The sequence below is a fragment of the Microbacterium sp. UBA7513 genome (assembly GCF_002478345.1).
Taxonomy (GTDB): Bacteria; Actinomycetota; Actinomycetes; order Actinomycetales; family Microbacteriaceae; genus Microbacterium.
Genome location: NZ_DLNJ01000025.1, coordinates 1 through 585, shown reverse-complemented (window position 1 = coordinate 585; position 585 = coordinate 1). Strand labels below are relative to the sequence as shown.

At 76.8% G+C, this 585-nt stretch carries 1 protein-coding gene; it reads left to right on the top strand.

Annotated elements, in window-relative coordinates:
• Positions 1-69 precede the first annotated feature (69 nt).
• Positions 70-585, top strand: a 516-nt coding sequence (locus B2W79_RS14130; protein ID WP_414683552.1) for an iron chelate uptake ABC transporter family permease subunit, incomplete at its 3' end; no start/stop codon positions are given.

The window sequence follows — 585 nt, the reverse complement described above, 5'->3', positions numbered from 1 at the left end:
CATCTGGACCTTCGGCGGCCCGCGCTCGACCGCGCAGATCATCGACGGCTACCTCGAGGTGCTCTCGAAGTGACGGAGACCCTCCGCCTCGACGACGCGACGGCGACCGCGGAGCCCGACGCCCCGGCGTCCGCCGTCCCCGTGGAGGCGGAGGGTCGGAAACCGGCGGTGTGGACGGGCGTCGGTGTGCTCATCGCGCTCGCCGTCGTGCTGGTCGCGGTCGCCTGCTGGCACCTCACCCAGGGCACGAGCGGCGCGGTGTTCGCCGACGCCGACGTCCTCTGGGGGGCGCGGGTGCCGCGGCTCGCCGCCGGTGTCGCGGTGGGCGTGGCCCTCGGGGTCGCGGGCATCCTGCTGCAGTCCCTCGCCCGCAATGCCCTCGCGTCGCCGGACACGCTCGGCGTGACCGCCGGGGCCTATCTCGCCGTCACGGCGCTCGCCGCGTTCGGGATCGCCGTGCCGGTGTGGGCCTCCGGGGCGGTGGCGTTCGCGGGCGGCATCGTCGCCGCGGGCATCGTGCTCGGACTGGCCGGAGGGGCGGGGGCGTCCACGACCCGCCCCATCCTCGCCGGCACCCCGCTCGCC